The sequence below is a fragment of the Tsukamurella pulmonis genome (assembly GCF_900103175.1).
GTDB lineage: Bacteria > Actinomycetota > Actinomycetes > Mycobacteriales > Mycobacteriaceae > Tsukamurella > Tsukamurella pulmonis.
Map to the genome: position 1 here is coordinate 2,040,122 of NZ_FNLF01000002.1, position 26,528 is coordinate 2,066,649.

General features: G+C 70.7%; 27 protein-coding genes. 16 read left to right on the forward strand and 11 right to left on the reverse strand.

Going from position 1 to position 26,528, the window contains the following annotated elements:
* Positions 1-56 precede the first annotated feature (56 nt).
* From BLQ62_RS10020 to BLQ62_RS10045, 6 genes are all read right to left on the reverse strand, one after another.
* Complete coding sequence (locus tag BLQ62_RS10020; RefSeq protein WP_133298676.1) at positions 57-647, reverse strand: hypothetical protein; 591 nt, start codon at positions 645-647, stop codon at positions 57-59.
* Positions 648-759: 112 nt separating this feature from the next.
* Positions 760-1,332, reverse strand: coding sequence for a hypothetical protein (locus tag BLQ62_RS10025; RefSeq protein WP_068565640.1), 573 nt, complete (start codon positions 1,330-1,332; stop codon positions 760-762).
* A complete protein-coding gene (locus BLQ62_RS10030) occupies positions 1,329-1,904 on the reverse strand; it encodes a hypothetical protein (RefSeq protein WP_068565639.1) in 576 nt (191 codons plus the stop codon). The genes BLQ62_RS10025 and BLQ62_RS10030 overlap by 4 nt, the downstream gene beginning before the upstream one ends.
* The gene (locus BLQ62_RS10035; protein ID WP_068565638.1) at positions 1,901-2,488 is read right to left on the reverse strand and encodes a hypothetical protein; all 588 of its coding nucleotides are present in this window, start codon (positions 2,486-2,488) and stop codon (positions 1,901-1,903) included. Before BLQ62_RS10035 ends, BLQ62_RS10030 begins: the two co-directional genes overlap by 4 nt.
* The gene (locus BLQ62_RS10040) at positions 2,485-3,057 is read right to left on the reverse strand and encodes a hypothetical protein (RefSeq protein ID WP_068535365.1); all 573 of its coding nucleotides are present in this window, start codon (positions 3,055-3,057) and stop codon (positions 2,485-2,487) included. The genes BLQ62_RS10035 and BLQ62_RS10040 overlap by 4 nt, the downstream gene beginning before the upstream one ends.
* The gene (locus BLQ62_RS10045) at positions 3,057-3,662 is read right to left on the reverse strand and encodes a hypothetical protein (protein ID WP_068535364.1); all 606 of its coding nucleotides are present in this window, start codon (positions 3,660-3,662) and stop codon (positions 3,057-3,059) included. Before BLQ62_RS10045 ends, BLQ62_RS10040 begins: the two co-directional genes overlap by 1 nt.
* Positions 3,663-3,759: 97 nt before the next feature.
* On the opposite strand from BLQ62_RS10045, the gene BLQ62_RS10050 reads away from it, so the two are divergent.
* From BLQ62_RS10050 to BLQ62_RS10060, 3 genes are all read left to right on the forward strand, one after another.
* Positions 3,760-4,377, forward strand: coding sequence for a TIGR03085 family metal-binding protein (locus BLQ62_RS10050; protein WP_068565636.1), 618 nt, complete (start codon positions 3,760-3,762; stop codon positions 4,375-4,377).
* Between the two features lie 75 nt (positions 4,378-4,452).
* A complete protein-coding gene (locus tag BLQ62_RS10055) occupies positions 4,453-7,107 on the forward strand; it encodes an FtsK/SpoIIIE family DNA translocase (RefSeq protein ID WP_082756474.1) in 2,655 nt (884 codons plus the stop codon).
* 140 nt (positions 7,108-7,247) lie between these two features.
* The gene (locus BLQ62_RS10060; protein ID WP_068535360.1) at positions 7,248-8,270 is read left to right on the forward strand and encodes a TerC family protein; all 1,023 of its coding nucleotides are present in this window, start codon (positions 7,248-7,250) and stop codon (positions 8,268-8,270) included.
* 55 nt (positions 8,271-8,325) lie between these two features.
* Here BLQ62_RS10060 and BLQ62_RS10065 read toward each other — a convergent pair whose 3' ends face one another.
* Both BLQ62_RS10065 and BLQ62_RS10070 read right to left on the reverse strand, forming a co-directional pair.
* Positions 8,326-9,054: a putative protein N(5)-glutamine methyltransferase gene (locus tag BLQ62_RS10065; protein WP_114652957.1), complete on the reverse strand. Its 729-nt coding sequence runs from the start codon at positions 9,052-9,054 to the stop codon at positions 8,326-8,328.
* Positions 9,055-9,165: 111 nt separating this feature from the next.
* Complete coding sequence (locus BLQ62_RS10070) at positions 9,166-9,672, reverse strand: amino-acid N-acetyltransferase (RefSeq protein ID WP_068535924.1); 507 nt, start codon at positions 9,670-9,672, stop codon at positions 9,166-9,168.
* Between the two features lie 57 nt (positions 9,673-9,729).
* Between BLQ62_RS10070 and pgsA the strand changes: the two genes are divergently transcribed.
* The 8 genes from pgsA (at position 9,730) to BLQ62_RS10105 (ending at position 14,670) form a co-directional block, all read left to right on the forward strand.
* Positions 9,730-10,308, forward strand: coding sequence for a CDP-diacylglycerol--glycerol-3-phosphate 3-phosphatidyltransferase (gene pgsA, locus BLQ62_RS10075; protein WP_231857601.1), 579 nt, complete (start codon positions 9,730-9,732; stop codon positions 10,306-10,308).
* The gene (locus BLQ62_RS10080) at positions 10,295-10,798 is read left to right on the forward strand and encodes a CinA family protein (protein ID WP_068565633.1); all 504 of its coding nucleotides are present in this window, start codon (positions 10,295-10,297) and stop codon (positions 10,796-10,798) included. Before pgsA ends, BLQ62_RS10080 begins: the two co-directional genes overlap by 14 nt.
* Before the next feature lie 28 nt (positions 10,799-10,826).
* Positions 10,827-11,102 carry a helix-turn-helix domain-containing protein gene (locus tag BLQ62_RS10085; RefSeq protein ID WP_068535353.1) on the forward strand — a complete coding sequence of 92 codons (276 nt, stop codon included), beginning with the start codon at positions 10,827-10,829 and terminating at the stop codon, positions 11,100-11,102.
* 165 nt (positions 11,103-11,267) lie between these two features.
* Positions 11,268-12,083 carry a PspA/IM30 family protein gene (locus tag BLQ62_RS10090; RefSeq protein WP_068535351.1) on the forward strand — a complete coding sequence of 272 codons (816 nt, stop codon included), beginning with the start codon at positions 11,268-11,270 and terminating at the stop codon, positions 12,081-12,083.
* 14 nt (positions 12,084-12,097) lie between these two features.
* Positions 12,098-12,967 (forward strand): phage shock envelope stress response protein PspM, encoded by an 870-nt coding sequence (gene pspM, locus BLQ62_RS10095; protein WP_068535349.1) that lies wholly within the window; start codon positions 12,098-12,100, stop codon positions 12,965-12,967.
* 127 nt (positions 12,968-13,094) lie between these two features.
* Positions 13,095-13,265, forward strand: a complete 171-nt coding sequence (locus tag BLQ62_RS23820; protein WP_165824501.1) for a hypothetical protein — start codon at positions 13,095-13,097, stop codon at positions 13,263-13,265.
* A gap of 61 nt (positions 13,266-13,326) precedes the next feature.
* A complete protein-coding gene (locus tag BLQ62_RS10100; RefSeq protein WP_170842905.1) occupies positions 13,327-14,469 on the forward strand; it encodes a glycosyltransferase in 1,143 nt (380 codons plus the stop codon).
* Positions 14,470-14,478: 9 nt separating this feature from the next.
* A complete protein-coding gene (locus BLQ62_RS10105) occupies positions 14,479-14,670 on the forward strand; it encodes a DUF3046 domain-containing protein (protein WP_068535347.1) in 192 nt (63 codons plus the stop codon).
* A 43-nt stretch (positions 14,671-14,713) separates the two neighbouring features.
* On the opposite strand, the gene BLQ62_RS10110 is transcribed toward BLQ62_RS10105, so the two are convergent.
* The gene (locus BLQ62_RS10110) at positions 14,714-17,851 is read right to left on the reverse strand and encodes an arabinosyltransferase domain-containing protein (RefSeq protein WP_068565631.1); all 3,138 of its coding nucleotides are present in this window, start codon (positions 17,849-17,851) and stop codon (positions 14,714-14,716) included.
* 173 nt (positions 17,852-18,024) lie between these two features.
* Here BLQ62_RS10110 and BLQ62_RS10115 point away from each other — a divergent pair, with 173 nt between their 5' ends.
* On the forward strand, positions 18,025-21,609 hold the full coding sequence (locus BLQ62_RS10115; protein ID WP_068565630.1) for an indolepyruvate ferredoxin oxidoreductase family protein: 3,585 nt from the start codon (positions 18,025-18,027) through the stop codon (positions 21,607-21,609).
* A 73-nt stretch (positions 21,610-21,682) separates the two neighbouring features.
* Here BLQ62_RS10115 and BLQ62_RS10120 read toward each other — a convergent pair whose 3' ends face one another.
* The gene (locus BLQ62_RS10120; RefSeq protein ID WP_068565627.1) at positions 21,683-22,105 is read right to left on the reverse strand and encodes a DUF2000 domain-containing protein; all 423 of its coding nucleotides are present in this window, start codon (positions 22,103-22,105) and stop codon (positions 21,683-21,685) included.
* A gap of 51 nt (positions 22,106-22,156) precedes the next feature.
* Here BLQ62_RS10120 and BLQ62_RS10125 point away from each other — a divergent pair, with 51 nt between their 5' ends.
* From BLQ62_RS10125 to BLQ62_RS10140, 4 genes are all read left to right on the forward strand, one after another.
* A complete protein-coding gene (locus BLQ62_RS10125; protein ID WP_068565625.1) occupies positions 22,157-22,960 on the forward strand; it encodes a helix-turn-helix domain-containing protein in 804 nt (267 codons plus the stop codon).
* Positions 22,961-23,195: 235 nt separating this feature from the next.
* Positions 23,196-24,245 (forward strand): recombinase RecA, encoded by a 1,050-nt coding sequence (gene recA, locus BLQ62_RS10130; protein ID WP_068535341.1) that lies wholly within the window; start codon positions 23,196-23,198, stop codon positions 24,243-24,245.
* Between the two features lie 6 nt (positions 24,246-24,251).
* On the forward strand, positions 24,252-24,857 hold the full coding sequence (locus BLQ62_RS10135; RefSeq protein ID WP_082756469.1) for a regulatory protein RecX: 606 nt from the start codon (positions 24,252-24,254) through the stop codon (positions 24,855-24,857).
* 329 nt (positions 24,858-25,186) lie between these two features.
* Complete coding sequence (locus tag BLQ62_RS10140) at positions 25,187-25,561, forward strand: VOC family protein (RefSeq protein WP_068565623.1); 375 nt, start codon at positions 25,187-25,189, stop codon at positions 25,559-25,561.
* A 3-nt stretch (positions 25,562-25,564) separates the two neighbouring features.
* Here the strand turns inward: BLQ62_RS10140 and BLQ62_RS10145 are convergent, their stop codons facing one another.
* A complete protein-coding gene (locus BLQ62_RS10145) occupies positions 25,565-26,527 on the reverse strand; it encodes a transporter substrate-binding domain-containing protein (protein WP_231857600.1) in 963 nt (320 codons plus the stop codon).
* Position 26,528 lies beyond the last annotated feature (1 nt).

Sequence of the window (26,528 nt, forward strand, 5' to 3'; positions counted from 1 at the left end):
GTCGAACGCCCTGTGTCGCATGCTTGCGGCGCAGGGCGTTTCGTCCTTCTCGGGCCCTACGGCTGGCGCTCGACCTTCGCGACCTGGGCGCGCAGGGTCTGCCAGAACGCCTCGGTCTCGACGGCGCCACCGTCCTTGCCCTCGGCCTCGACGATGACCGTCACGCCGCGCACATCGACCCAGCCCTGCAGAGTGTTGCGACCCATCGCGAACAGGAAGGGGTTCAGGCGGGCCAGGTCCTGCGGAGCGTCGAGGATCGTCGGCCGGTCCTCACCGGTGACCTCCTGCATGCACGCCTTGGACGCGTCCGAGCGGGCGGTCGTGACCGTGCGATCGAGGACGGACGATTCGAGCTCAGTGGTGCCGCGGACGGCCTCCGCCTCCACGATGGCGGCGCCGTCGAGCGCCTTGCTCAACGCGTCGAGCTTCGTGGCGCACTGCGACTGCGCCGCAGGCTCGGACGGCAGCCCCTCCGGGGAGGTCAGGGTCTCGCGTTCCACCTTGTACTCGGTGCTACCGAGGGGGAATTCGTGCGCCGCCAGCACCGCCTGCTGCGGCGCTATCGGCGCCGCCTGGGCGAGTGCGGGAAGGAATACCACGGTGGCCGTCGCGACCGCCGAACCTGCTGCCCACTGTCGAACGTTCATGATCCGCTCCTCTGGTGACCGCTGCTCTCGGTTCCCCGGAGTTTAGTGGAGCAACAGATACCGGAAGCGGACTTCCGCGGACCTCACGGAGCGCTATGGTGCTGCGGTCTCGCTACGGCTGCCGCTCGACCTTCGCGATCTGCGCGCGGAGGAGCTCCCAGAACGTGGCGTGATCGGCGCCGTCCGGGGAGGCGTCGACGAGAACCTGGATCGTGATCCCCCGGACTTCGGCGACCGTCTCGAGTGTCGTGCCGCCCTCGGTGGAAGCGGTGATCGCGCCGTACCGACTCACGTCGCGGGGAACGGCGAGCGTCGTCGGTGCACCGGGCTCCGAATCAGTGCACGCGGTGATGACGGCGCGGATGGGGTCGAGCAGCGGCCTGTCCGTCAGCTCGACCGAGGCGTAGGTCCGGTCCCGATAGGCGACCGCCTCTGTCGAGCGGCCGCCCGCCGATGCCGCCCCCAGGCGCTCCCGTGCCGCATCGCACGACGTACCCGCGGCTCCGGCGGGCGCCGTGGGGGCGGGTCGGTGCATCACGGTGTACTGGCTGCTGCCGCTGGGGAATTCGGCGGCGGTGAGGAGGGCGCGTGTCGGTTGCACCGGTGCGGCGCTCGCGAGCGCGGGAACCGACGCGGTCGCAGCGAGTGCGAGGGCGCCCGCGGCGGCGATCCGGCGCGCGATCACGGCTGCCGCTCCACCTTCGCGATCTGCGCGCGGAACAGTTGCCAGAACGCCTCGCGGTCAGCGGCGGCACCGTCGATCCCGAACAGGTTCACGGAGACGGTGGCTCCCCGGACGTCCGCCCAGCCCTGAATGGTGTCCGGCGATGTCGTCACGACGCGGGCGCGGACCCGGGCGAGGTCGCCCGGAACCGCCCGCGGTGTGGCAACACCCATGCCGGGTATCGCGCAGTGGGTGGCCAGGTCTGCAATCTGGGTCGTGACAGGTCGATCGAGCACGTAGACGAGGATCTCGTTCGCGCGTCGCAGAGCGACGGCATTCGCAGACGTGATGCCTCGGAGTCGTTGATCGAGGTCTTCGCGCTGCGCAGAACACTTCGGCGATTCCGAGGACGACGGCAATCCGGCGGACGGAGACCTGTTCTCCAACGTGTAGTCGGTCGTGCCGGCGGGGAACTCGTCGGCGGTGAGGAGGGCGCGTGTCGGTTGCACCGGTGCGGCGCTCGCGAACGCGGGAACCGACGCGGTCGCAGCGAGTGCGAGGGCGCCCGCGGCGGCGATCCGGCGCGCGATCACGGCTGCCGCTCCACCTTCGCGACCTGCGCGCGCAGGGTCTGCCAGAACGCGTCGGTGTCGACGGCCGAGCCCTTGGTCGCCGAGGCGATGACGTTGACGGAGATGCCACGGACATCGACCCACCCCTGGAGCTCGTCCGCATCGCGGAAGAGGAACGGGTTCAGGCGCGCCAGGTCGGCGGGGACGGCGAGGACCGTTGAGCGGCTCCTTGGATCGAGGGCCGCCTCGCAGGTCGGGAATCCGTCGGCCATGAACCGCGCCATGGGCCGGCTCAGGACGGTCGCGTTGATCTCGGTGCCCCCGCGGACGGCGCTGGCATCGCTCACCCGCGCGCCGCTGAGGCGCTGGAACATCGCATCGATGAACCGGCCGCACGGGCCGGCGGCGGGCGAGGCATCCTGAGGCTCGTCGAGCGGCTCGAGGGTCTCGGTCTCCACCTTGTACCCGGTCGAGCCGAGGGGGAACTCGTGCGCGGCGAGGACCGCCTGCGCGGTGTTCACCGGTGCCGCGTGCGCGGTGCCGGGGACGAGCAGCGACATCGCGGCGACGGGGACCAGCGCGGCGGCGATACGGCGCGCGATCACGGCTGCCGCTCCACCTTGGCGACCTGTGCGCGAACCGTCTGCCAGAAGGCATCGAAGTCCGCCCGGTCGCGCACGCTCACCGCATCGACGCGGACGGTGCTATCGCGCACCCCGATGAAACCGATGAGTTCGCGACCACCCGCGTTCGAGCTGAAGACGGTGCGGTATCGCGCCAGGTCCGCCGGGGCGGACAGGCGAGTGCCGGGCATCGGGCCGTCGTCGGTGCACGCTCGTCCGATCTCGATCGCCTTGCCGATCACGACGCGGTCGATCACGCTCGCGTCGAGCACGGTGCTGCCCCTGCGTGCGGTGGCCGTCGTGGAGCGCCCGCCGGCCGTGGCCTTCTCCGCCTCGTACGTGGCGGTGGTGCACGGGGTCTTCGCCGACGGCACTGACGCCGCGGATTCGATGCTGCTCTTCTGCGTGTACCCGGTCGAGCCTGCAGGGAACTCGTGGGCGGCGAGGACGGCCTGCGCCGGCACGACCGGAGCCGCCTGCGCGACGCCGGGGAGGCCGACGGCGGCGAGCACCGCCACCGTCGTGCCCGCGACGAGGTGACGGGCCCGCATCAGCGCGCCGCCTCGACCTTCTTGATCTGTGCGCGGAAGACGTCCCAGAAGCGGGCGGTGTTGGCCGGGGTCTCGCCGAGGCCGCTGACGTACACGTCGACGGTGCGACCGGCGACGTCGGCGACGCCCTCGACGGCGTAGGTGCGCTTGTCGTCGCGGTAGGCCAGCACGACCGGGTTGAACCGCACCAGGTCACCGGGGACGGGGAGCTCGGCGACGGGGCCGCCGCAGGCCTTGGTCGCCGCGCGCCACACGCCGGCGTGCTGCGGGGTGAGCACCGAGGTGAGCATGAGCGAGTAGCCGTTGCGCGCGGTGGCACTGGTGCCCTGCGCGGAGTCGGTGGCGCGGTTGACCCGGTCGATGGCGGTGGCGCACACCGGCGGCGGGTTCGTGGAGACCTTCAGTCGCGTCGGGACCGGCTTGCCCGTCATGTAGTCGCTCGACCCCGCGGGGAACTCGGCCTTGGTCAGCACGAGGCTCGGGCCGGCCGGCGCGGCGGACGCCGCGGGAGCGACGAGCGTGGATCCCGCGACAACGGCGGTGAGGAGCGCGGCCGCCGAGGCGAAGCGCGTACGGCGGGAGGTAGGCAGCGAGGTCGCAGTCATGAGGTGAAGTATAGAACACTTCACATTGATTTCAGTACGCGGATCCGGGCGTTCGTGACGGCTGCGGCGGACCGTCGCGCGCGACTAGGGTGGCCCTGTGAAGCCAGCTCGGATCGAACGTGCCGCACTCGTCGAGGCGGCGCGCGCCGCCGGACCCGATGCCCCCACTCTCTGCGGTGAATGGACCGTGCGGGAGCTGCTCGCGCACCTCGTTCTCCGCGAGGGCCGCCCCGACGCGATGGCGGGCATTCTGGTTCGCCCCCTGGCGGGATACACCGAGCGCGTCCAGGCCGAGATCGCGGCGCGCCCCTTCGTCGACCTGCTGGAGACGGTGGCGAGCGGTCCGCCCCGCTTCTCGCCGCTGCGCCTGGTCGACGAGCAGGCGAACCTGGGGGAGTACTTCGTGCACGCCGAGGACATCCGCCGGGCCGCGACGGGCTGGACGCCCCGGCAGCTCGACGACGGGGTGCAGCACGGTCTGCGGTCGGTGGTCGGCCGGATCGCCAAGCTGACCCTGCGGGGCGCCCCGCTGCGGATCAGTCTCACCACCGAGGAGGGCACGGTCGTCGCGGCCGGCCGCGGGCCGGAGGTGGCCGTGACCGGCGCGATCGGCGAGGTCACGATGTGGGCGTTCGGGCGCGACGAGGCCCTCGTCACCTTCGAGGGAGCGGATGCCGACATCGAACTGCTCGGCTCGGTGGTGCGTTCGCTGTAGGCGACCCGCCGCTGGTTCAGCTGTTACGGGTGTGGCACTTGATACGAATGGGGTCGATATCGATAGACTGCCCCCATGGCATCGAAGACCAGCACCCGCGCGCGCGGCGCCGCGAACTCCCGCTCCGGCGGCGCGCGCAACAGCCGCGCCGCGAGCTCCACGCGCAGCCGCCAGGCGGCTCCGCGCTCCCGCGGTAAGCAGGCGGCCGCGGCGCCGAAGGCCGCCTCGGGCCCCGGTGGGGGAGTGGGGCGCGGCCTCGGTGCGGGCTGGAAGCTGCTGGCCAAGGGCGTCGGCGGTGCCGTGCGCACCGGCAGTCGTTCCGACGACGCGGACGCTGCGACGGGTGAGGTGACCCCCGCGCGTCCCACGCACTCGCGCGACGGGCTGGCGCTGGCGCTGTTCGCCGTCGCCATCGTCCTCGGCGCCGCCGTCTACTTCGACGCCGGCGGGCCGGTGGGCTCGTTCTTCTCGACCGGTGTGCGCGCCGTGGTCGGCTGGTTCGCCGTGCTGGTGCCGCCGCTGGCCATCGCCCTCGGCGTCGTCATGATGCGTCGCCCCGACAACCCGTCGGCGCATGTGCGTCACCGCGTCGGTGCCGCGCTCATCGTGCTGCCGTTCCTGGGCCTGCTGCACATCGCCGCGGGCGGACCGTCGCGCTTCGACGACCGCGCGGCGGCGGGTGGTTACCTGGGCTACATCGTGGGCGGGCCGCTGACCGACGGCTTCACGCCGTGGATCTCAGTCCCGCTGCTGGTGCTGGTCGCGGCCTTCGGCCTGCTCCTGGTGAGCGGTATGACGGTGCGCGAGATCGTCGACCGGCTCAAGTTCTACTTCGGCGTGGACATGAAGGAGCAGTACGGCGCGGCGGACGAGGAGTGGGACGCCGCGGCGGACGACGACCTGGACTCGCCGTTCGCGGCCTTCGACTCGGGCCGCGACGACACCGCGACCCGGGCGCTCTCGCCCTACGGCGATCCGTACGACAACTACCCGGCGGATCCCGAGCCCCCGAAGCGCGCCAGCCGTCGCCGTAAGGCCGCCGAGCCGGTGGACGAGGCACCGTCGGACCAGGTGACGGCGCCGATCACGCCCGAGCCGGCCCCGTCCGAGGAGCCCACGGTCGAGGTGGCGCCCGCGCCGAAGCCGCGCCGCGCCGCGCCGGTGGTCAAGGACCACACGCCCCCGCCGGCGCCGAAGTCGGAGGAGTTCACCGTCGCGCGGACGATCGACAGCGAGGACTACGTCCTGCCGCCGGCCGACCTGCTCATCGAGGGCGAACCGGCCAAGGCCGGCACCAGCGCCAACGACGCGATGATCGACGCGATCAGCGGCGTCATGGAGCAGTTCAAGATCGACGCGGCCGTCACCGGCTACACCCGTGGCCCGACGGTCACGCGGTACGAGCTCGAGCTCGGACCCGGCGTGAAGGTCGAGAAGGTCACCGCTCTGCACCGCAACATCTCGTACGCGGTTGCGACGGACAACGTCCGTCTGCTGGCGCCGATCCCCGGCAAGTCCGCCGTGGGCATCGAGGTGCCCAACACGGACCGCGAGATGGTCCGCCTGGCCGACGTGCTGGCCGCCGACAACACCCGCAAGGACACGCACCCGCTGGTCATCGGCCTGGGTAAGGACATCGAGGGCGAGATGGTCAACGCCAACCTCGCCAAGATGCCCCACCTGCTGGTCGCCGGTTCGACGGGCTCGGGTAAGTCGAGCTTCGTCAACTCGATGCTGGTCTCGCTGCTCGCCCGGGCCACCCCCGACGAGGTGCGGATGATCCTCATCGACCCGAAGATGGTCGAGTTGACGCCGTACGAGGGCATCCCGCACCTCATCACGCCCATCATCACCGACCCCAAGAAGGCCGCCGCCGCGCTGGCCTGGCTGGTCGAGGAGATGGAGCAGCGCTACAAGGACATGCAGGCCTCGCGCGTGCGGCACATCGACGACTTCAACCGGAAGGTGCGCTCCGGCGAGATCACCACGCCGCTCGGGTCCGAGCGGGTCTACCGGCCGTACCCGTACATCGTCGCGATCGTCGACGAGCTCGCCGACCTGATGATGACCGCCCCGCGCGACGTCGAGGAGGCGATCGTCCGGATCACGCAGAAGGCGCGTGCCGCCGGTATCCATCTCGTGCTGGCCACGCAGCGCCCGTCGGTCGACGTCGTGACCGGCCTGATCAAGACGAACGTGCCCTCGCGCCTGGCGTTCGCGACCAGCTCGCTGACGGACTCGCGGGTCATCCTCGACCAGCCCGGCGCCGAGAAGCTCATCGGCATGGGCGATGCGCTGTTCCTGCCCATGGGCGGCAAGACCACCCGTATGCAGGGCGCGTTCATCACCGACGAGGAGATCTCGTCGGTCGTGGAGTTCGTGCGCACCCAGGCCGAGCCGGAGTACGCCAACGGCGTCACCGAGACCAAGGTCGAGAAGAAGGACGTCGACCCGGACATCGGCGACGATCTGGATGTCTTCCTGCAGGCCGTCGAACTCGTCGTGTCCTCGCAGTTCGGCTCGACATCGATGCTGCAGCGCAAGCTGCGCGTCGGCTTCGCGAAGGCGGGCCGGCTGATGGACCTGATGGAGACCCGCGACATCGTCGGGCCGTCCGAGGGATCCAAGGCGCGCGACGTGCTGGTCACGCCCGACGAGCTGCCGGGGCTGCTGCTGGTGCTCAAGGGTGGCGACGCCGCTGCTCAGGAAGCGGACGAACCGGACTTCTGATACAGTCCTGTTTGCATGTGTGAGGGGAGTATCCCGCTCGCGGCGTGAACGTCAGCACGGTGGATCGACATCCACCCGGGCACGTCGGACCCGAAGTCGGGTCGGGAGAGACCTCCGGATCTGTACCGGAGGTGTATGCAATGCAGGTTTCTGCTCTCGTCTGGATCGTCTCGATCCTGGTCGTTCTCGGACTGTTCGTCTTCGACTTCTTCAGTCATGTGCGCACGCCGCACGAGCCCTCGCTCAAGGAATCCGGCTTCTGGTCGGCGGTCTACATCGGCATCGCGGTGCTCTTCGGCATCGGCGTCTGGGCCGTGTCGGGTCCGCAGTACGGCGGTGAGTTCTTCGCCGGCTTCGTCACCGAGAAGGCGCTCTCGGTCGACAACCTCTTCGTCTTCGTCATCATCATGGCGAAGTTCGCGGTGCCCCGGATCTACCAGCAGAAGGTCCTACTGATCGGCATCGTGATGGCGCTCGTGATGCGCGCCGGCTTCATCGCCGTCGGCGCCGCCGCGATCTCCGCGTACTCGTGGGTGTTCTACATCTTCGGCGCGTTCCTGCTCTACACCGCGATCAAGCTGGTCAAGGAGGCGTCGTCGCCCGAGGGGCCGGTCGAGGACGAGAAGGAGCGCGAGGGCCGCGTCGCCGCGCTGTTCAAGAAGATCGTCCCCACGACCGAGACCTACGACGGCGACAAGCTGATCACCAAGGTCGACGGCAAAAAGGTCGCGACCCCGCTGCTGCTCGCGCTGGTGGTCATCGGCTTCACCGACGTGCTCTTCGCGCTCGACTCGATCCCCGCGATCTACGGCCTGACCCAGGAGCCCTACCTGGTGTTCATGGCGAACGCCTTCGCGCTGATGGGCCTGCGCCAGCTGTACTTCCTCATCGGCGGCCTGCTCGATCGCCTGGTGTACCTGTCCTACGGCCTGTCGATCGTGCTCGGCTTCATCGGCGTGAAGCTGGTGCTGCACGCCCTGCACGAGAACACGCTGCCCTTCATCAACGGCGGCGAGCACGTCGCGGTGCCCGAGATCTCCACGGGCCTGTCGCTCTCGGTGATCCTCGGCGTTCTCGTGATCACCACCGTCGCCTCGCTGGTCAAGTCCAAGCGCGACGGCCGCAAGGAACTCGTCGACGAGGACAGCGGCCCGCAGGCGTAGGCGCCCCGACCCGTCGGACCGCCGATCACCCCGCCGGGTGGTCGGCGGTCCGTCGTCAGGAGGGCCGGACGCCGACGGCGACGGTCGCCTGCCGCTCGTCGTCGATCTCGATGTGGGTGAGTAGCCCCACCGCGCGCAGGGCGGCCACGGTGTAGGTGGCCTGCAGCCGGCCGGTCTCGATCAGCACGCGGCCGCCCGGTCTCAGCCAGCGCGGCGCATCCATGGCGATCCGGCGATGCAGGGTCAGCCCGTCGGGCCCGCCGTCGAGGGCGCGGTGCGGCTCGTTGTCGCGGGCCTCGGACGGCATCGTCGCGATGGCCGCCGTCGGCACGTACGGCGCGTTGGCGGCGATCACGTCGATCGACCCGCGCAGCACTTCGGGGAGCGGCTGATACAGATCGCCGACCAGCACCGTCGCGTCCGGGGCGTTGCGCGCCGCGTACTCCGCGGCGGTGCGGTCGATGTCCGCGGCGTAGGTCTTCGCGGAGGCGGCGGTCGCCGCGATGGGGCCGGCCCCGCAGCACAGCTCGACGAGGACGCCCGGGCTGTCGGCGAGCTCGGCGAGCAGCTCGGTGCGTCGGCGCGGCACGAAGACGCCGGGGCCGACCGAGAGTCGCCGGCCGCGGAACTCCACCCAGCCGAGCAGGTGCTCCAGCGGCTCGCCCGCGCACCGTCGGCGGACGAGGGCCTCGAGGTCGGCTCCGGACGCCGCCTCCTCCAGTAACTCGGCCTCGCGCTCGGCGAAGGCGCAGCCCGCCGCCCGCAGCTCACCGATCACATTCACCGGTGGAGTCAATCACGGTTGGCCGTGATTCACCACACTCACCACACCTCGGTGCGGGCTGGTTCACCCTGCGCGAGTACAGGTCCGATCAGGTGAATCCGTCGATCGGAATCAGAGGGTGACGAGCATGCGGGTGTTGCCCAAGGTGTTGGGTTTGACGGAGGAGAGATCGAGGAACTCCGCGATCCCCTCGTCGTAGCTGCGGCACAACTCGTTGTAGACCTCGGCGCTCACGGGCGTCCCGTCGATCTCCACGAAGCCGTGCCGGCCGAAGAAGGCGGTCTCGAAGGTCAGGACGAACACCCGGCGCAGCCCGAGCGAGCGCGCCTCCTCGAGGAGGCGGGCGACCAGCCGGTGGCCGATCCCGTGGCCCTTGACGATCGGATCCACGGCGAGCGTGCGGATCTCGCCCAGGTCCGACCACAGCACGTGCAGTGCACCGCACCCGACGATCGTCCCGTCGACCTCGAACACCCAGAACTCCTGCACCGACTCGTACAGCGTGACCAGGTTCTTCTCGAGCAGGATCCGGCCCGCGTAGACGTCGATGAGGCGCTTGATCGCGGGGACGTCGGAGGTCCGGGCGCGGCGCGGGACGGCGGCCTCGTCGGTGCTCACGGGACGAAACTGTAGCGCGCAGAGCCGCCGATCCGGCCTACCGATAGGCTGATCGGCGTGAGTGCAACGGACGGCGTGCAGCCTGCGAGCACACCTGTCTCGAACGTCAACGTCGCGAACGGGTTGACGGTGCTCCGGATCGTACTCGTTCCCGTCTTCCTCGCGGCGCTGTTCGTCGACGACGGGCAATCGAGCACCTGGCGCTGGATCGCCTTCGGGATCTTCGCGATCGCCATGATCACCGATCGCGTCGACGGCCAGATCGCGCGCCGCTACGGCCTGATCACCGATTTCGGCAAGCTCATGGACCCCATCGCCGACAAGGCGCTCACCGGCGCCGCCTTCGTGGGGCTGTCGGTCCTGGGGGAGCTGCCCTGGTGGGTCACGATCGTGATCCTTGCGCGGGAGTTCGGTATCACCGTCTTCCGGTTCGCCGTGATCCGCGACGGCGTCATCCCCGCCAGCCGCGGCGGGAAGCTCAAGACCCTGCTGCAGACGATCGCGATCGGCCTCTACCTCATGCCGCTCCCGGCCTGGATGGCCGTGCCCAGCCAGATCGTCATGGGCGCGGCCGTCGTCGTGACCGTCGCGACGGGCATCGACTACCTGCTGAGCTGGTGGCGTGGCCGCAGGTGAGGCCGGCCGGTTGGTCGCCGCGCTCGTCGAGCGCGGCGAGACGGTCGCCTCCGCCGAGTCGCTGACCGCGGGCCTCTTCGCCGCCACCATCGCCGACGTCCCCGGTGCCAGCGCCGTGCTGCGCGGCGGATTCATCGTCTACGCGACCGACCTCAAAGCGAGCCTGGCGGGCGTTCCGTCGGTCGAGCTGGAGCGCAACGGCCCCGTCCACCCCGACACCGCCCGAGCGCTCGCCGACGGTGCGCGGGTCCGCTGCGGCGCCGACTGGGGCGTAGGGCTGACCGGCGTCGCCGGTCCCACCGACCAGGACGGCGTCCCCGTCGGCACCGTCTACCTGGGGATATCCGGGCCGGACGGCGACCATGTCACGTCCCTCCGGCTCGACGGTGACCGCGGTGCGATCCGCCAGGGCGCCGTCGGCAGCGCGCTGCGGGAGCTGACCGCACGGGTTTCGGCGAATCGGGAACCTTCTCGGCCCGCCCCGCGTTGACTGGACAGATACCAACACGGAGGTGAGCATGGCTCTACTGCTTCGCGAGGCGATCGGCGAGAACCTGCGCAAGACCCGGGTGCGCCAGAGTCGCACCCTGCGGGACGTGTCCTCGGCGGCACAGGTCAGCCTCGGCTACTTGTCGGAGGTCGAGCGCGGCCAGAAGGAGGCGTCCAGCGAACTGCTGGCCGCCATCTGTGGCGCGCTCGCGGTCGACGTGGCCGATGTGGTCGCACAGGCCAGCGTGTCGATGCGCCCGATCCCCACGATGGTGATCCCCGCGCCGGCGCTCGCGGCTGCCTGACCCTGAGACGATGTTCCGCGGATTCGGGGATTTCCCCGAACCCGCGGACCAGGGGGGCGCGACGGGGTCGTTTCCCGATAGATTGGTGAGTACGAGTCCGGCGGTCGCCGGGCGGCCGGATGTGGATCCGGATCGGACGTATATCGAGGCGGAGGAGAACTGACGATGGCTAACCCGTTCGTCAAGGGGTGGAACTACTTGATGGCGCTGTTCAATTCGAAGATCGATGAGAACGCCGATCCGAAGGTGCAGATCCAGCAGGCGATCGAGGACGCGCAGCGCCAGCACCAGGCCCTCTCGCAGCAGGCCGCGGCCGTCATCGGCAACCAGCGCCAGCTCGAGATGAAGCTGAACCGTCAGCTCGCCGAGGTCGAGAAGCTCTCCGCCAACACCCGCCAGGCCGTGCAGCTCGCCGACCAGGCGACCGCTGCGGGAGACGCCGCCAAGGCCACCGAGTACACCAATGCCGCCGAGGCTTTCGCCGCGCAGCTGGTGACCGCGGAGCAGAGCGTCGAGGATCTCAAGGGCCTGCACGATCAGTCCCTGCAGGCCGCCGGCCAGGCCAAGCGCGCCGTCGAGCAGAACGCCATGCAGCTGCAGCAGAAGCTCGCCGAGCGCACCAAGCTGCTCAGCCAGCTCGAGCAGGCCAAGATGCAGGAGCAGGTCTCCGCGTCGCTCAACCAGATGGGCCAGCTCTCCGCGCCGGGCAACACCCCCAACCTCGACGAGGTGCGCGAGAAGATCGAGCGCCGCTACGCCAACGCGCTCGGCTCCACCGAGCTCGCCCAGAACTCGGTCCAGGGCCGCATGATGGAGGTCCAGCAGGCCACCGTGCAGATGGCCGGCCACTCGCGGCTCGAGCAGATCCGCGCGTCGATGCAGGCGAACGGCCAGATCCAGGGTGCCCCCGCGGCCCCGCAGGCCGCCCCGGCGCCGCAGACCCCGCAGCAGGCTCCGAACCCGAACCTGCAGAAGCCCTGAGAACACGAGGAACCATGACCGACCAGCGAGGCCGCTACCGCACCGACTTCTCGGCGGTGGCGGCCTCTGCCGGTCGGATGGCTGCGTCCGCGATGACCGCGGCGTCCACCGCGATGGAGACCGCCGCCCGCGCCGCCGATGAGGCGCGCGACAAGGCCGCCCGTCGCCGCGACCCCAAAGCCGCGCACCAACGCTCGATCAAGCAGGCCCGCTACACCGTGAACAGCTGGGCCGCCACCACGTCCACGTCGGCGGTCGTCGCCGTCGGCGGGTTCGCCGCGGCAGCTCCCGTGGTGGGCGGCACCGCGACCGCCGTGACCGCGCTCGTCGCCGTCCCCGCGGGCTACGCCGTCCGCAAGCTGCGCCGGCTGCGGCGCACCCCACCTCCTCCCCGTACTTACGCCCGACGGGCCGTTCCCGCCCGTTCCTCGGCCCTGCACGGTCCCGTCCGCGCGCTCGCCGAGGCCGAGCAGGAGTTCCTCGCGCTCATGTCGGTGCTCTCACGCTCGGGCGCGCTGCCCGCGGACGCGCTCAGCGAGCTCGACGACGACGCCGAGACCTCGGCCGACGCGATCGTGGCCTACGCGGAACAACTCGCCGATCTCGAGCGCGTCGTCTCCGGTGGCGGCGGTTCCGCGGCCTACTTGCGCGAGACCTTCGAGGAGGGCCTGGACAGCTTGGACGACGGCATCGTGGCGTACCGCGACATGGTCCGCTCAGCCGCCACGACCGTGGCCGCCGCCCGCAGGTCCCTCGGCTCGCCCGCCCGCTTCGACGAACTGAGCTACGCCACTCCCCGCCTGCAGGAGACGGCCGAGCGCCTGCGTGCGTGGGCCTACGGCATCGCGGCGCTGCCGCCCGTGCCGGATCCGCACCAGTGGTGATCGGCTCCTCCGGGTTAACCCCCAAATCTCCCTGAAACCGCAGTTCAGAGCGTGACTTTCCGTCTCTCGCGGGGGCAGTATGGAAGGCGAAGCAAGGCCCAAACGTCATCCCGAAAGGTGCACCGCAATGTTCTGGAAGATCCTCGGCGCCATCGTCGTCCTCTGGCTCGCCCTGATGGTGGCTTCGGCGATCATCAAGTCCCTGTTCCCGCTCGCCGTCATCGCGCTCGTCGTCATCGGTATCGTCACGGTGGTCAAGTGGCTGAGCTCGGGGAAGAAGTCCCCGAGCACGTTCTAGCGGGGCCGCCCCCGCGCACGCACCCCAGCGGGGCGTGCCGACGGCTCACGAAGGAGTGCGGGTGCGCGTAGCGATCATCGCGGGTTCCGAGGCCGGGCATGCACTGCCCGGCCTCGCGCTCGCCCTGCGCCTGCTCGCCGCGGGCCATGAACCGGTCGTCTTCACCGGCAGGCAGTGGCAGGGCGTCGGCGCCCGCTACGGGATCGACACCCGGGAACTGCCCGGCCTCGCCGCCCGCCCCGGCGACGACGACGGCGACGCCGGCGCCAAGATCCACGGCCGCGCCGCCTACATCGCCACCCGGGTGATGCCGGGCATCGAGGAGGTCCGCGCCGAGCTCGTGGTGGCCGACATCCTCACCCCGGGCGGCGGCATGGCCGCCGAACTGCTCGGCCTGCCCTGGGTGGAGCTGAGCCCGCATCCGCTCTACCTCCCCTCGGCGGGGCTGCCCCCGATCGGCTCCGGGCTGGCGCCCGCGCAGACGCCGCGCGAACTGCTCCGAGACGCCGTGCTGCGGGCGTTCACCGCCCGCGACATCCGCAACGGTCGCCGTCAACGCGAAGCCGCCCGCGCCGGCATCGGCCTTCCGGCGCGCGACGGCGGGCCCGCCGGGCGGCTCGTCGCCACCATCCCCACCCTCGAGGTGCCGCGCCCGGACTGGCCCGCGCGTACCCACCTCGTCGGACCGCTCACCCTCGAGCCGACGGACGAGCTGTGCCCCGTCCCCGACGGTGCGGGACCGCTCGTGATGGTCGCGCCGTCGACCGCGGCGACGGGGGAGCAGAACCTCGCCGCGATCGCCGTCGACGGCCTGCGCGGCGAGGGACTGCGCCTCGCGGTCAGCGGACTCACCCCGCCCGTGTTCGACGAACCGTGGGTCGCCAGCGGGTTCGGCAGGCAGGACGACCTCGTCGCCCGCGCCGACGCGGTGGTGTGCGGAGGTGGGCACGGGATGCTCACCAAGGCGCTCACGGCCGGCAAACCCGTCGTGGTCGTGCCCGGCGGGGGCGACCAGTGGGAGCTCGCCAACCGCGTCGCGCGGCAGGGGAGCGGCGTCCTCGTGCGGCCCGCCACCGCCGACGCGATCCGGGCCGCGGTGCGGCGCGTCGTCGCCGAGCCCTCCTTCGCCCGCGCCGCGCGCGCGGCCGCCGCCACCGCCCACCGCGTCGCCGACCCGGTGCTCGTGTGCGAGGCCTATCGGTAACCTGGTGCGGTGCGCCTCACCGACTTCCGCGAACTGCTCTACGCCGAGTTCGGCACCCTCCGCGGCGACACCCTGATGAGTGATCACCGCCTGAACGAGTTCGGCGTCACCGGCGACCAGGCCATCGAGTCCGGCGTCGATCCGCGGGACGTGTGGCGGGCGCTGTGTTCCGAGTTCGACGTCCCGCGGTCCCGGTGGTGACCGGGCGCACGCCCGGTCGATGCCCCTGTTCCGTCGGTAGCCGCTACGCCGGCGTGGGTCCCGGCGTCCACAGGCCGGTGCGCGTGACCTCGGTCCGGCCCAGCTGCGCCGCGGGCGCGTCGACGTAGGGCACGTACCGCTCCAGCGCGCCCCACTCCCTGCCCCAGTCGTGGTCGAGATAGGTCGGCACCGTCTGCGCCTTGGCCACCAGCAGCGCCCAGCCCAGCGGACCGCCCGCGCTGCCGCCCTGCCACGTGGTGGTCGCCGCGGCCGCGAGATCGCGCTCGGGGAGGATCCGCCACTTCGGCTGCTCGGCGACGCCGCCGTTCTCGCGCCACTGGCGCTGGCACGGGAAACCGATGCCCGCACCCCAGTCGACGAGGGTCGGATCGTCGCCCAACAGCTCCTGCAGGGTCTCGAGCTTCGGCGCGCGCGGCGGCGTGAACGCCACCCAGGTGCTCTCCGACGGGGCGGTGATCGACGCGCGCACGCGCACGGCCGTCGCGCCCGGGGGTACTGTCTCCGCCGGGACGCGCAGATTGCGCCACGCGGGCAGCGGGCCGATGTCGATCGGCGTGACCGCACCGTTCGGGGTGATGACACCCTCCCCGGTGCCGAATTCCAGTTGCAGATCGCCGGGGTTGAACCGGCCGGCGACGCTGATCGTCAGCAGCCGGTCGATGCCGTCGGCGGGCAGCGCGTACCAGCTCGAGATCGCGCGTGCGGAGCGCTGCGGGCCCGTCTGCCGGCTGCCGATCACCGGGACGCGCGCCGGGTCCAATCCGAAGGGCAGAGCCGCGGTCGAGCCGTTCACGCCGGGCGCGTCGAGGGTGCCGCCGCCGGTGCCGCCGGTGTTCGACGGGGTGTTGTCGGCGTCGCCGGTGCGCACCAGGTCGGCCGCGCCGCGCGAGCTCGAGGTGAGGCTGCCGGCGATGCCGTTGGGCGTGAAGTTGGCGTTCAGCTCGCCCACCAGCGGATCGGGCGCGGTGCCCAGCGGGGTGAGCACGCCGGCGTTCACGTCGCGTTCGACGAGAACCTCGTCGGCCATGCCGCACGGGTCGCCGGCGAGCGAGCGCAGGTTCTGCTGCCCGTAGGAGTACGCGGGCCGCTGGATCATGATCGACGCGACGTTGGTGGCGCCGATCATCGCGATGATCAGCGTCGCGACCAGGGTGATCGGCGTGGCGAAGCCCGGCAGGCGGTCGGCGACGCGCGGCAGCCGCGGCGTCCAGCCGGTCACGTGCACCACGAGCGCGGCGAGCAGCAGCACGACGGTCGCGGCGCCGAAGACGTCGGCGATCTTGATGCCCGCGACGGTCGGCTCGGCGCCTCCCCAAGGAATGCCGAAGTTGCCGGGGTAGAACCAGCCGTTGGTCGTCTCGAAGGCGAGCGTCGCGCAGCCGGCGACAGCCGCGAGCGCGAGGAGGCGGAACTGCGGGCGACGGATCGTGCGCGGGCCCACCGCCACGACCGCGATCGCCGCGACCATCGCGCCGAGCGTGGCGAAGGCGCCGAAGTGGTGCGTCCACTTGGTCGGGTTGAAGGCCATGACCAGCAGGGAGACGCCGATCGCGGCGACCACGCGCCGCGCGGGACCAGTGGCGATACCGGGGATCCGGCGCCGCCACAGCAGGACCGCCGTGACCATGGCCGCGCCCAGGAACAGTGCGAGCATCGCGAACCGTCGGGCGACGGAGCCGTTGGGGTTCTGCTGGAACAGCGCCTCGTACCGGATGATCTCCCGGTGCCAGGGCTCGCTCGGCCCGACCTCGCTGAGCAGTTTCGTCGACTGCAGCATCTCGACGAGACCGTGATCGGCGAAGACCAGGAACAGCACGGACGCGCCGGCCGCGGCCAGCGTGAGGAGCGTCGCGGCGTAGCCGTTGGCCTTCACGTGCGCGACCACCGCCCGCCACAGCGGGGCGGCCGCCACGAGGAACACGACGAACGCGAAGCTGCCGGTGGGCGCCGCGGAGACGGTCAGGCCCGCGACGACCAGGCCGACGCCCGCGGGCGCGAGGCGACGGGTGGCGATGCTGCGCTCGACCAGGCACCAGGTGACGACGGTGCCCACGGCGACGATCGGCTCCGGGCGCAGCCCGGGGTTGTACGTGAGCCAGAACAGGGTGAACACGGCCGCCATGGCCCACAGTGCGCGCGAGTAATCGCGTGGCGCGCGGCGCTTGCTCAGGCCGAGCCGCGGCAGCACCTCGCGCGAGAGCAGGAACCACGCCAGGATCCCCGAGAGCAACGCGGGCAGGCGCAGCCACGGGCTCGACACGCTGAGGTCGGCCATCCAGGAGACCACGTAGAAAGGCATGCCGAAGGGCGCGTAGGGCGCGTCGTAGTAGCGGAAGACCTCGGGCATGTAGCCGGAGTGCGGCGCCGCCTTGATCATGCCGAGGATGTAGCCGTCGTCCGAGGTCGGCGCTCCGACGATGTGCCAGGCCAACAGGCTGCCGATCACGGCGACGTCGGCGAGCCGCAGGTGCAGCCAGCGGCGGGGGAGCAGCGCGCCCCGGCGCCGCCCGTCGGCGCGATCGAGCAGCGCGAGCGCGATCAGCGAGATCAGTACGCACGCCACCCCGACGAGGATCGCGATGCCCTTGAGGACGGTCGGCGAGGAGGTGTAGCGCGAGTCCACGTCGATCGTCATCGACGGGACCGGGCCCTGCAGGTCCGCGGGCAGGTCGGAATACACCCCCACGACCTGCGGCCGCAGGTCGCCGCGGACACCGCCCTGCGCCGCGATACCGGTGGCCGCTGCGAAGGCGTTGTCGGCGTCGATGGTGATCCGCAGGTCACCGCACCGCCCCAGGTCGGCGCGGGGCACCGTGTGCACGAGCTCGCCCCGGGAGCGGACCGTCAGGGCATCGCCGTCGACGGTGACGTACAGCCCGGCCGTGCGTGCCCGGTCCCCGGCGGCCGGGGGCGTCGTGGCCGCGAGCACCGTCTGCCGGTCCGACGGTGCCGCCGCGGCGACCGCGCACGGGATCGTCGCGTTCACCTGCAGCGGCTTGTACATCGTCAGCGGCGCGGTGACCGGGGCCAGCGAACCGGACTGCGGCCAGTCGATCGTGACGGCGGTCTGCTTGATCGGCAGCAGCGGCGTCGCGATCGCGAGCACCAGGCCGACCAGGCCCGCGACGACGGCGGCGATCCGGGCGATTCGGAGGTTCACGATCAGTCAGGGTATCGGCCCGCACGGGAGGTCCCGGGCGCCGCGCGGCGAGTCGCCCGGCGCGGGTGTGAATTGAGCCGTCTCGACGGCTATGCTGTGATCACCGACACAGCCCGCGCTGCGTTCCGCCACCCCTGGAACTCAGCGCATTGAGAGAAAGCACGGTGGTTTCAGTGACCCTTGACGCCAATTCGCCTTTGCAGAAGGTTCCCGACGTTGCCGACGCCACGCAGGCCGGCCACCATGACGCGGATCCCCGGGGCGGGCAGTCGGCCGCGGTCGAGTCCTTCTCCTTGGACGATCGCTACACACGCGAAGAGGGCACGATCTACCTGACGGGCATTCAGGCCCTGGTCCGCATGGTGCGCGACCGGGCGCGCCTGGACCGTCGCCAGAACCTCACCACGGGCTCGTTCATCTCCGGTTACGAGGGCTCGCCGCTCGCCGGCTACGACCTGGAGATCGCCAAGCGAACGAAGTACCTCAAGGACTTCGACATCGTTCACCGCCCCGGGCTCAATGAGGAGCTCGCCGCCACGTCGGTCATGGGCTCGCAGATCGCCGCGCAGGTAGGCCACCTCGACCGCGGCCTCGCCGGCGTCACGGGCTACTGGTACGGCAAGGCGCCCGGTCTCGACCGCGCCACGGACGCGCTGCGGCACGCCAACATGATCGGCACCCATCCGACCGGCGGCGCCGTCGCCCTCGTCGGCGACGACCCCGGTGCCAAGAGCTCGACGGTGCCCTGCGCCTCCGAGATGGCGCTGGCCGATCTCTACATGCCGATCCTGTACCCGGCCGATTCGCAGGACATCCTCGATCTTGGCGTGCACGCGGCGATCATGTCGCGCGTCTCCGGCCTGTGGACCTCGCTGAAGATCTCCGCGCACGTCGCGGACGGCGCGTCGACCGCGGACGTGCACCCGGATCGCATCCTGCCCGTCTACGGAGACATGGGCACCAGCCCGCACGTCCCGTCGGGCCAGCTGCTCGGCGCCAAGCTGATGGAGCTCGAGCAGAACCAGCTCACCGTCCGGCTGCCGCGCGCCACCGAGTACGCCCGGATCAACCGGCTCAACCGCATCACGGTGCGCTCCAGCGACGACCGGATCGGCATCGTCTGCGCCGGCAAGACCTACCTCGATGTGCGGGAGTCGCTGCGGCTGATCGGCATCGAGGACGGCGAGCTCAACCGCCTCGGTATCCGCATTCTGAAGATGGGCATGGTCTACCCGTTCGAGCGGCAGATCATGCACGAGTTCATCGACGGCCTCGACGAGGTGATCGTGGTCGAGGAGAAGCGCGACTTCCTCGAGACGATGATGCGCGACATCCTCTTCCGGCACCCCGGTGCCCCGAACATCGTCGGCAAGGCCAACGAGGACGGCTCCACCCTGTTCTCGAGGTTCGGCGAACTGGACGTCGACTCGGTCTCCCGCGGCCTGGCCCAGCGCCTCGCTCGCGTGCACCAGGTACCCGCGGCGAAGGACTGGCTCGACCGCAAGGCGCAGGTGCGCACTCGCATCGAGCTGCCGCTCGCGGCGCGCACGCCGTACTTCTGCTCGGGCTGCCCGCACAACACCTCCACCAAGGTCGCCGACGACACGCTGGTCGGCGCCGGCATCGGCTGCCACGCGATGGTGCTGCTCATGGATCCGCAGCAGGTCGGCGACGTCACCGGCGTCAGCCAGATGGGCGGCGAGGGTGCGCAGTGGGTCGGCATGGCCCCGTTCGTCACCGAGAAGCACTTCGTGCAGAACATCGGCGACGGCACGTTCATGCACTCGGGCTCGCTGGCGCTGCGCCAGTCGGTGGCCTCCGGGGAGCGGATCACCTACAAACTGCTGTTCAACGGCACCGTCGCGATGACGGGCGGCCAGGACCCGGTCGGCGAGATGACGCTGCCGCAGATGTGTACCCTGCTGCTCGCGGAGCGCGTCACCAAGGTGGTGGTCACCTCGGACGATCCCAAGCGCACCAAGGCGCTCGGGCTGCCGAAGGGCGTCGAGGTCCGCGACCGCGCCGACACGCTCGACATCCAGCGCGAGCTCGCGGAGCTCTCGGGCGTCACCGTCCTGGTGCACGACCAGCACTGCGCCGCCGAGAAGCGGCGTAAGCGCAAGCGCGGCAAGTACCCCACCCCGAACCAGCGCGTGGTCATCAACGAGCGCATCTGCGAGGGCTGCGGCGACTGCGGCCAGAAGAGCAACTGCCTCTCGGTGCACCCGGTGGAGACGGAGTTCGGCCGCAAGACCCGGATCGACCAGAGCTCCTGCAACCTCGACTTCTCCTGCCTCAAGGGCGACTGCCCGTCCTTCGTGACGGTCACGCCGGGCGAGGTCGGCAAGGTCCGCAAGTCGGTGCCCGACATCACCGCCGAGTCGATTCCGCAGCCGAAGAAGGCCCGCCGCGAGGCCGACGGCATGGCGATCCGCGTCACCGGCATCGGCGGCACGGGCGTGGTCACGGTCTCGCAGATCCTGGCGACGGCCACGGTGCTCGACGGTCACTCGGCGCGCACCGTCGACATGACCGGCATGGCGCAGAAGGGCGGCGCCGTCGTCTCCGACATCAAGGTCTCGGCCACGTACGTGGACCAGGCCGCGAAGGTCGCCTCCGGCGACTGCGACGTCTACCTGTCCTGCGACAGCCTCGTCGGCGTCGATCCGACGAACCTCAAGGTGGCCTCGCCCGAGCGCACCACGTCGATCGTCTCGACCACCGAGGTGCCCACCGGCCAGATGGTGATCGACACGTCGGTGGGCTACCCGGACGCGCGGAGCATCCACGAGGCGATCGACCGCGCCTCGCTGCGCACCGTGTACCTCGATCCGGGCGAGCTGACGCTGCAGCTGTTCGGCGACGAGCAGTACGCCAACATGTTCATGGTCGGCGCGGCGTTCCAGACCGGTGCACTGCCGATCAGCTCCACCTCGATCGAGCGTGCCATCGAGCTCAACGGCGTGGCCGTGGAGAAGAACCTGCAGGCGTTCCGCCGTGGCCGCCAGTCGGTGTCGGACCCGGCCGGCGTCAAGGCCGCGATCGACGCGCTGCACCCGGTGCCCGCGCCGGCTCCGGTCAGCGCTTTCGCCAAGGGTCTCGTCGGGGTGCTCGACGGTGGCTCCGAGGAGTTGCTGCGCCAGGTCGGGATCCGCGTGGACGAGTTGGTCGCGTACCAGGACAAGGCCTACGCCGAGCGCTACGTCGATGACGTCGCCCGCGTCTTCCGCGCCGAGAAGAGCTGGGGCTCGGAGGATCTCACCGCGGCTGTCGCGCACAACCTGCACAAGCTGATGGCGTACAAGGACGAGTACGAGGTTGCGCGGCTCTCGCAGGACGCCGGCTTCGCGGCGCAGGTCGCCGACGAGTTCGGTGCCGATGCCAAGAAGGCGATCCGCCTGCACCCGCCGACGCTGCGCGAGATGGGCCTGAAGAACAAGCTCGCACTGGGTGAGTGGGTCAACCCGGGCACGAAGACGCTCGCGAAGATGAAGCGCCTGCGCGGCACCAAGCTCGACTTCTTCGGCATGACCGAGATGCGGAAGATGGAGCGCACGCTCATCGCCGAGTACCGGGCACTGGTGGGCCTCATGATCGCCGCCGCCGAGGGCGGCCGCGTGGCCGAGGATCAGCGGATGCAGGTCGTCGCCCTGGCCGAGCTGCCCGACATGGTTCGCGGCTACGAGTCGATCAAGACCGGCAACGTGGAGAAGTACCGCGCCGCCGTCCAGGCGCAGCTTCAGACGCTGGGCTGGTAACCCTCCGTCCCTCGTGTTCGACGGTGACCGTCCCTTCGCTCTGAGGGGCGGTCACCGTCGTTTCGGCCCCGCGTCACGGGTGCATCCGTGAGCCCTTCATGATTCGATCGACGGCGTTCTTGGGACCGTGGACGCCGATGCCGACCAGGTCCAGCTCAGCGGTGCCGACCGCCTGCACCGCGGCGCGGTTGTCGCGGTCGTTGCCGGTCGAGAACAGTTCCCTTGTGAAGACCGACACGGTCAGGCCCCGCCCCAGCGCCCGCTGGTGCGCGAGGCGGAGTGTGTCGGCGGCGCCCTCGAAGACGAGGACGGGCTGGCGGAACATGGGCAGGTACGCGACGCCGTCGGCGTCCGCGTAGGGCTCGCCGACGACGTCGGGAACCGTGGCGGCGATCCCGCTCACGAGGAACGCCGTGGCGTTGAGGCGTTGCCACCCGGCTAGATCGTCGCGAAGCAGTACCGCGATCTTGGTGTCGAATCGGATCGTCTCGGTCATGCCCCCAGCGTCGTCGGCGGCCGGTGCCCGAGTCTTGTACATACTTGATGGATGTCCGCGGAGTCGAGCGTCGCGTGGCGACCCCGCGTCGAGGGGATCGCCGAGGTGTTCCGGGCGCACTTCGAGGAGCACGCCTACCCGATGCACACGCACGAGGTCTGGACGTTGCTCACGGTCGACCGCGGGCGCATCGGGTATGAGCTGGGCGGCGAGCGGTGCGATTCGTCGACGCGGTCGGTGACGCTGCTGCCGCCGCACGTCGCGCACGACGGGCACAGCCTCACGGCGGGCGGGTTCGACAAGCGGGTGATCTACCTGGAGTCGCGGATGCTCGACGGGATCGGCCGCGCCGTCGGCAGGCCGACGCTGCTCGACGGGGCGCTCCGGCGGCGTGTCGATCGGCTCAATCGAGCGCTCGCCGGGCCGGGCGAGGAGTTCGAAGCGGCGAGCAGGCTGGCGCTGATCGTCGAACGGCTGCAGTGGCACTTGGACGGCAACCCGGAGCCTCTACGGGCCCCGCGGAACCGATCGATCGCCCACGCTCTCCGGGACCTGCTCGACAGCAGTGTCCGCGAGGGCATGACCCTGGAGGAGGCAGGCTGCGCGCTCCACGCGGATCCGACGCACCTGGTCAGGGAGTTCTCCCGCGAGTTCGGGCTCCCGCCGCACCGCTACCTGATCGGCCGCCGGGTCGAGCTCGCGCGCAGGCTACTGCTGGCAGGTGCCGCCGCGGCGGACGTCTCGGTGGAGGCGGGGTTCCACGACCAGTCGCACCTCAACCGTCACTTCAAGTCGATGGTCGGAACCACGCCTGGACGCTTCGCGCGGAGCGGGGGAACCGCAGCTCGCAGGTGATCTCGTCCCGGCGTTCGGACGCGGCCGAACTGCGAGGCGGCGTGTCGCGCGTTCGATGCTTGCTTCGAACGCAGGTTCGCCTATAGTCGACGGTGTTCGACGTGAAAGTGAGCCGGCGAGAGCGCGCCCGATGCGGATGCGCAAACTTGTCAGAGGGTCCCTCTAGCGTCCGTAGCAACAGTAGAACCCAGCGCCGGCGGTACTTCCCACCCCGGCCCGAAGGACGGAGAGTCCCATGGCACCTGCACCCGCGGATCGCGACAAGGCCCTCGAGTTGGCGCTCGCCCAGATCGACAAAAGCTACGGCAAGGGCTCGGTCATGCGCCTCGGCGACGAGGTCCGCCAGCCCATCGCGGTGATCCCCACCGGCTCCATCGCGCTGGACGTGGCGCTGGGCATCGGCGGTCTCCCTCGCGGCCGCGTCATCGAGGTCTACGGCCCGGAGTCCTCGGGTAAGACCACTGTCGCCCTGCACGCGGTCGCGGAGGCGCAGGCCAACGGCGGCATCGCCGCCTTCATCGACGCGGAGCACGCGCTGGATCCCGACTACGCCGCGAAGCTGGGGGTCGATACCGACGCCCTGCTCGTCTCCCAGCCCGATACCGGTGAGCAGGCCCTCGAGATCGCGGACATGCTGATCCGCTCCGGCGCACTCGACATCATCGTGATCGACTCGGTGGCCGCGCTGGTCCCCAAGGCCGAGATCGAGGGCGAGATGGGCGACAGCCACGTCGGCCTGCAGGCCCGCCTCATGAGCCAGGCGCTCCGCAAGATGACCGGCGCCCTGAACAACTCGGGCACCACCGCCATCTTCATCAACCAGCTGCGCGAGAAGATCGGCGTCATGTTCGGCTCGCCCGAGACCACCACGGGCGGTAAGGCGCTGAAGTTCTACGCCTCCGTGCGCCTGGACGTGCGCCGCATCGAGACCCTCAAGGACGGCACCGACGCCGTGGGTAACCGCACCCGCGTCAAGGTCGTCAAGAACAAGGTCTCGCCGCCGTTCAAGCAGGCCGAGTTCGACATCATCTACGGCCAGGGCATCAGCCGCGAGGGCTCCATCATCGACATGGGCGTCAACGAGGGCTTCATCCGCAAGTCCGGCTCCTGGTACACCTACGACGGTGACCAGCTGGGCCAGGGCAAGGAGAACGCCCGCAAGTTCCTGGTCGAGAACCCGGACGTCCGCGATGAGATCGAGAAGCGGATCAAGGAGAAGCTGGGCGTGGGTGCCGATGTCACTGTCGAGGCCGACGAGATCGCTCCCGCCCCCGTCGATTTCTAGCCCGCGATGTCGGACTACGCCGACGACGAGGTCGTCTCGCGAGGCCGGCGGCGCGGTCGTCGTCGGCGCGACGGTGACGGACCGGAGGGGCAGCCGCAGCAGGTCGAACAGGACCCGGCCAAACGTGAGGCGCTGGCCCGGGACCTGATCTACCGGGCCCTCGGCATGCGCGATCACTCGCGAGCCGAGCTGCGGAACAAGCTGGCGCGCCGAGGTTTCGACGAGGAGCTCACCGAGCGGATGCTCGACAAGTTCGTCGCCGCCGGCCTCATCGACGATGCCGCGTTCGCGCAGCGGTGGGTGCAGTCCCGCCACCAGTTCTCCGGCCGGGGCCGCCGCGCCCTCGCACAGGAGTTGCGCACGAAGGGCGTCGGCGAGGAGGAGGCGTCGGCGGCTCTCGAGACGGTCAGCCGGGAGGACGAGCGGGAACGGGCGGCCGAGCTGGTCGATCGCAAACTCGCCCGTGTCGAGGTGCCGGAGGACCGGATCGAGCGCGACAAGCTGACCCAGCGCCTCGTCGGCATGCTCGGACGGCGCGGCTACCATCCGTCGCTGGCATTGTCGGTGGTACTCGAGGCTCTCCGCGAGAAGGCGGAGGCCGCCGCGGAGTAGCCACGGCGGCGCCTCATCTGCGTCCCGCGTGCGCGTACCGAGACGGGCCCACGCCGCGCCGCTGTCGCGCGACGTCCCATGAACCAGGGGAGTGATCCCCGTGCCGAGTGGAGCCCCCGGAGAACACTCCGGGGGCTTCGCTGTATCGCCGGCCAGCGCATCCGGGTACTGGTCACGCTGCGGTGCGCCGGAGTAGTGTCCTGCTCATGACTGCCGGAACGGCCACGGGCCATGCACGGACGGGCGATCCGGCGAACGGTTGACGGCCCGGTCTCCGCCGTTCGGAATCACACCACACATACCCCGATTCCGAACCCGAAGGAGATTCCATGCCAGCACGTTTCAACCACACCATCATCTTCGCCACCAACAGCGACGAGTCCGCCGCGTTCTACCGCGACTACCTCGAGGCGCGCCCCGCGCAGTCCTGGGGGCCGTTCACCAACCTCGAGATCGAGGACGGCGTCCTCCTGCAGATCGCGGCACCGCCCATCGAGATCCAGTCGCAGCACTACGCGTTCCTCGTCGATGACGACCACTTCGACCGCGCCTACGCCCTGCTCACCGAGCGCGGCGTCGATCATGCCGCGGACCCGTTCTGGAAGGAGCCGGGCCGCATCAACCACGGGCACGGCGGGCGCGGCGTCTACGTCCGGGACCCCGCCGGCCACGGCATCGAGTTGCTCACCCGCCCCTACCTGTGACGGTCAGCGCGACGCACAGGGCGCGCCGCCGGCCGCGTCGAGGCCGAGGTCTCCGAGCCCGGAGGCGATCCGGTCGGAGCCCCCGTCGCGGTCGAGGGTGCGCATCGCCTCCTCGTCGCCGACGGCCCGCCGCAGGGACCGCTCCCACTCACCGGATTCGAGCATCGTCCGCAGCGCCGCGTTGACCGCGTCGACGGCGTCGGCATCACCCTGCGCCAGCCCGATGCCGTAGCGCTCCACCGCGAACGGTGCTCCCGCCGCGCGGAGCCGGCCGTCGACGCAGGTCTCCTTCGGCAGGGTCATGTCCACGAGGCGGAAGGCGTCGGGGCGCTGCGCAGCGAAACCGGCGAGGATCACCTCGTCGGTGGTCACCGCATCGACGACCCGGCGGTCCAACGCATCCGCGCAGGCCCGGTAGGAGTCGTACTCCAGAAGCCGCACGCCCGGCAGCAACTCGGCGACGGTGTGCGCCGAGGTCGAGCCGCTCACCGAGCACAGCGTGCGGTTGCGGCCGAGATCGGCGACGGTGTCGACACCCGCCTCGTCGTGCCGTACGAGCAGCCCCTGGCGGGTCGACAGGTACGGGCCGGCGAACGCGACGGCGTCCGCACGCTCGGCGTCGATCGAGTAGGACGCCACGATCGCGTCCACCTCGCCGTTGCCGATCAGCTTCTCGCGCTGCGAGGTCGGGCTCTCGCGCCAGGTGATCTTCGGTTCGGGCTTGCCACGGGCGTCGGCCACCGTCCGGATGACGAACCGCGCGACGTCGATGTCGAAGCCGGAGTACGCACCGTCGGGCCCCCGCAGTCCGAGACCCGGTTGGTCGGCCTTCACTCCCACCAGGACGGCACCGTCGTCGATGGAGCGCAGGAGGTTGCGCGGTGACGGCCCGGAACACGCGCCGAGCGCGGCCACCAGCACTGTCACCAGTGCCAGGGCCGCGCTCGCGCGAGTTCGGGAGATCACG

Bases quoted from the DNA above. Each gene is read 5' to 3' on its own strand.
- BLQ62_RS10040 (WP_068535365.1), bottom strand. From the start codon at position 3,057: ATGCGGGCCCGTCACCTCGTCGCGGGCACGACGGTGGCGGTGCTCGCC.
- BLQ62_RS10140 (WP_068565623.1), top strand. From the start codon at position 25,187: ATGCCAGCACGTTTCAACCACACCATCATCTTCGCCACCAACAGCGAC.
- BLQ62_RS10085 (WP_068535353.1), top strand. From the start codon at position 10,827: ATGGCTCTACTGCTTCGCGAGGCGATCGGCGAGAACCTGCGCAAGACC.
- BLQ62_RS10135 (WP_082756469.1), top strand. From the start codon at position 24,252: ATGTCGGACTACGCCGACGACGAGGTCGTCTCGCGAGGCCGGCGGCGC.
- BLQ62_RS10125 (WP_068565625.1), top strand. From the start codon at position 22,157: ATGTCCGCGGAGTCGAGCGTCGCGTGGCGACCCCGCGTCGAGGGGATC.
- BLQ62_RS10090 (WP_068535351.1), top strand. From the start codon at position 11,268: ATGGCTAACCCGTTCGTCAAGGGGTGGAACTACTTGATGGCGCTGTTC.
- pspM (WP_068535349.1), top strand. From the start codon at position 12,098: ATGACCGACCAGCGAGGCCGCTACCGCACCGACTTCTCGGCGGTGGCG.
- recA (WP_068535341.1), top strand. From the start codon at position 23,196: ATGGCACCTGCACCCGCGGATCGCGACAAGGCCCTCGAGTTGGCGCTC.
- BLQ62_RS10120 (WP_068565627.1), bottom strand. From the start codon at position 22,105: ATGACCGAGACGATCCGATTCGACACCAAGATCGCGGTACTGCTTCGC.
- BLQ62_RS10055 (WP_082756474.1), top strand. From the start codon at position 4,453: ATGGCATCGAAGACCAGCACCCGCGCGCGCGGCGCCGCGAACTCCCGC.
- BLQ62_RS10045 (WP_068535364.1), bottom strand. From the start codon at position 3,662: ATGACTGCGACCTCGCTGCCTACCTCCCGCCGTACGCGCTTCGCCTCG.
- BLQ62_RS10060 (WP_068535360.1), top strand. From the start codon at position 7,248: ATGCAGGTTTCTGCTCTCGTCTGGATCGTCTCGATCCTGGTCGTTCTC.
- BLQ62_RS10020 (WP_133298676.1), bottom strand. From the start codon at position 647: ATGAACGTTCGACAGTGGGCAGCAGGTTCGGCGGTCGCGACGGCCACC.
- BLQ62_RS23820 (WP_165824501.1), top strand. From the start codon at position 13,095: ATGTTCTGGAAGATCCTCGGCGCCATCGTCGTCCTCTGGCTCGCCCTG.